2 protein-coding genes are annotated in these 1,972 nt (G+C 63.6%); both read left to right on the top strand.

Features of this window, described 5'->3' with window-relative positions:
- Nucleotides 1–1,038 (top strand): ABC transporter substrate-binding protein (locus tag EN879_RS33730; RefSeq protein ID WP_245493909.1); only part of this gene is annotated, 1,038 nt, incomplete at its 5' end.
- A gap of 7 nt (nt 1,039–1,045) precedes the next feature.
- Nucleotides 1,046–1,972, top strand: a 927-nt coding sequence (locus tag EN879_RS33725; RefSeq protein WP_164774756.1) for an ABC transporter permease, incomplete at its 3' end; no start/stop codon positions are given.

The following is a 1,972-nucleotide window of genomic DNA, read 5'->3' as shown; positions in this document are numbered from 1 at the left end:
GTCTACAATGCCGTCATCCTGCCTGCCGACTATGCCGGTGATTTCGAGAATACTTTCAACGGCACCGGTCCGTTCAAGCTCGAATCCTTCCGCCCCAAGCAAGGCGCCAGCTTCGTGCGCAATGAGAATTACTGGGGCGACAAGGCGCTGCCCGACCGGATCGAGATCAAGTTCTTCGACGACGAGCAGGCACAGGTGCTGGCTTTGCAGGCCGGCCAGCTCGACGTGATCCCAAGCACGACGCGGCTGGAGCTGGCGATCGAGGGCAATCCCAACTTCAAGCTGCTGAGCGTGCAGGCGAGCTCGCACGACCAGGTGCATCTCAGGACCGACCAGGCGCCGTTTACCGACAAGCGCATCCGCCGCGCGCTGGCGCTCACGATCGACCGAGAGGCTGTGGTCAAGGGCCTGCTCAAGGGCCGCGCCATCGTCGGCAACGACACGCCGTTCGCGCCGATCTTCCCCTCGGCCGATCCATCGGTGCCGCAGCGCAAGCAGGACATTGCCGAGGCCAAGCGGCTGCTTGGCGAGGCGGGCGTGCCCAACGGCTTCGAGGTGACGCTGACCACCGAACGCGCCTATGACATTCCCGACTATGCGGTCATCATCCAGAACTTCGCCAAGAAGGCCGGCATCGACGTCAAGCTCAATGTCCTGCCGCAGGACGCCTATTACGGCTCGGCGACGTTTGGCAGTTCGCCATGGCTGGATTCGGTGCTCGGCATCACCGACTATGGCCACCGCGGCACGCCCGACATCTTCCTCAACGCCACGCTAAAGAGTTCGGGAGCTTGGAACGCGGCACATTTCAACAACCCGGCCTATGACGCGCTGCTGCTTGACTACTCGAAGGCGCGCGACCTGCAGGCACAGCGCCTTGTTGCCCGCAAGATCCAGACCTTGCTGCTCGACGAGACGCCGGCGATCATCAGCTACTTCTCGCAATACAGCCGCATCGTCAGCTCCAAGGTCGAGGGCGTACGCTTCACCGCGATTTCGCATCTCCTGCTCGACCGCGTTTCCTTCGTCCAGGCATGATCGCGACATGCTGACCGGTCGCATTCTGTCAGCGCGTGTGGGCACACTTGTCCTCACCCTGTGGCTGGTCAGCATTCTGGTGTTCTTCGCCGGGCAGGTCCTGCCCGGCGATGTGGGCCGTGTCATGCTCGGGCCTTTTGCCGACGCGCAAGCGGTGGCGGAACTGAACAAGCGGCTAGGCGCCGACCAGCCGGTTCTCGTCCAGTATTGGCTCTGGTTCAGCAAAGCGGTCACCGGTGACTTCGGCACCTCGCTGTCGATGCGCGGGCCGGTGGCGCCCTTCGTGCTGGAAAGCCTCAAGCGCTCCGCGGCGCTTGCCGGGATTATTTTGCTCTTCCTCGTTCCGCTCGGCGTTGGTGCCGGCGTCATCGCCGGTCTCAATGCGGGCCGCCTCATCGACCGGCTGATCGTGATGGCGGGCGTCTCCTTCGGCATTGTGCCTGATTTCGTTTCCGGCCTGATGCTGCTCATCGTTTTCGGCCTGTGGCTGAACTGGTTCCCGATCTCCGGAGTTGCGCCCGATGGCGCGGGCTTCTGGACGCATGGCTATTATCTGATCCTGCCGGCGCTGCCGCTGGTGCTGAACCTTTCCGGCTATATCGCCCGGATGACGCGAGCAGGCGTGATCGAGGCGATCGCCGCCGATTACACGCGCACCGCCGTCCTGAAAGGGCTCGAGCGGCGCGAGATCATCTTTCGGCACGTGCTGCGCAATGCGCTGACGCCGACCGTCGCGGTGCTGGCGACGCAGACCGGATACATGCTGGGTGGGCTGGTGGTGATCGAGGCGTTGTTCGGCATCCAGGGACTTGGCAATCTGGTCCTGAACGCGGCCAAGGCCCGTGATTTCCCGATGCTGGAGGCAGGCGTATTGGTGATGGCGGCCATCTTCGTGCTGTCGGCGGCGGCCGGCGACCTCTTGCTGGCGCTGCTC

Origin of the sequence: Mesorhizobium sp. M7A.F.Ca.AU.002.02.1.1 (assembly GCF_003998535.1) — a bacterium.
GTDB classification, from domain to species: domain Bacteria; phylum Pseudomonadota; class Alphaproteobacteria; order Rhizobiales; family Rhizobiaceae; genus Mesorhizobium; species Mesorhizobium ciceri.
This window is presented reverse-complemented; position numbering and strand designations above follow the sequence as displayed.